We start from the raw sequence: 1,914 nt of genomic DNA on the forward strand, positions 1-1,914 counted from the left end.
ATGAATTAATCGAATTTAAGTTGGTTGAAAATGTATAAGACAAGTTATTAGGCTACAAAAAGCGTTAAAAATATTTTTTTAATTGATCATTTCGATGGAATTCATATTAGCGAAAACATTATCCTTTATTATGTTTTGAACGCTTCATTGTACGCCAAGATCATCGCGAGATGTGCACTGGTGGAGGCGAAAAAGACAACCGTGAATGTGGTTGTAAGCAGCAATATTGAATAGTTAATGTTTTAAGATTGTTAATCATCAGTCACCCAGTTTCTGGATAGAAATTGGGTGATTTTTTTGATTCTTTGATTCTCATGGCGAGATCTATTTTTGGGAGCAAATTGAAGCTATAATAACTATTAAAGACGTGTTTAGACATGGAAAAATCAAGCAGCAGTGATTCTTATTAATTTATGAGTGCAAAGGAAGGGTAAAAAGGTGTATTTATGAAGAACCCAATTATGGATTACGCGTTAGCGGGACTAGGTGTTCGGTTAACGACCAGTGAAAAACTTGATACGGGAGTTTATCATTTTTATGAACTAATTAATGATCAAAACATTCCACTACTATGGGGACAAATTGTTGGACATAAAAGTTTACGGGCTGTAAATGAGCTAGTACGTGCTCAAGAACGGTGGTCACAACTTCCGAATCAGTTGGAAATTATTGATTCAGTTTGGTTTTTAGGATTAGTGGATGCAGATACTAAATTAATCAATGCTTTATTACGACAAGATATTACAACGGTTACTGAACTGATTGGCAGAATTAAGAATCAAGGGAAATTACCGACCCTCTGGAAAAAAACACCAAAGCGCAACGCTGAGATAATTACCCGTTATCAGAATTGGAAAGATTCCAATATAGAATTGTTGGAGCGGGAGCTGCTGTTTCTACCACAAGAAGATCTGAGTACAGCTTTGCAAGTAAAGCAACAACGTGAAGCTGAAGAAATGCGCTTAATGAAGTGGTTGGGAATGGAAAATAAGCAGTTACCTCAAACGTTGATGGAATTTTTAAAGATGGATTTCAATCAAAAAAATATCTTGACGGCCAGGTTGTCCGGAAAAACTTTACAAGAAATTGGCGAGAGCGTGGGAATCACACGTGAACGGGTTCGTCAAATTGTTGTAAAAATGGTAGAAAGATTACCACAATTCAACGATGTTGAAAAATATAAAAAATTGATATCTGAGTACGATGTTCAGTTGGACGAGTTTTTAAATTATACGCACGGAACCCGGGAAGTATTTGAGTATTGTCAATTAAAGTATAAACGGAGCAAAGAATTAAAGTCATTAGACCAGTATTTATTGGCCATGAAAAAGGTTGCTCCGGAAGATTTAACTGAACAGCTAGATCAACAGCATAAATTCGTTAACCATAACAATCAAATTGTTGAACTAGCTGCAAGTAATGTCATTGATGAAATTCTTTTTAATGATCGCGGTTTATTCAACTACGAAGCTTTACTGGAACAATTGAATCCATTTTATACGAATCATAACCTTGCGGCTCCTAAGCTTTCGAAGCATGCATTAGTATCCCAAGTCGAAAGATCTCAACATATCATTCAACGGACGAACGGTTACTTTCGGTATTATGAGTTTGATTTAGATGATGTCATGGACTACATTGATGAATTAAACGCTTTGTTTGAAGTATCTGATGGTATTTATGGAATTGATTATTTCTTTGAACAGAATCAGGCTTTGATGCAGGAAATTGGTATTCTCGCTGGTGCTGAATTGGCAAATTTGTTAAAACAAATTGGTTATCAACACTTTAATCGTTTGAATACAATTGTTCGACAGTCACAGGTTTACGTTGGAGCGGTTCAGCATAATGCGCAAAGTAAAGATCAATTTTATTTAAAAATTTTAACGCAATTTGATCATCATAGTATTGATG

At 35.2% G+C, this 1,914-nt stretch carries 1 protein-coding gene; it reads left to right on the forward strand.

Features of this window, described 5'->3' with window-relative positions; translation table 11 throughout:
• Positions 1 to 446: 446 nt before the first annotated feature.
• On the forward strand, positions 447 to 1,914 hold a 1,468-nt coding region (locus D1831_RS14150), incomplete at its 3' end, for a sigma factor-like helix-turn-helix DNA-binding protein (protein WP_318531888.1).

Source organism: Lactiplantibacillus garii (genome assembly GCF_003885105.1).
GTDB lineage: Bacteria > Bacillota > Bacilli > Lactobacillales > Lactobacillaceae > Lactiplantibacillus > Lactiplantibacillus garii.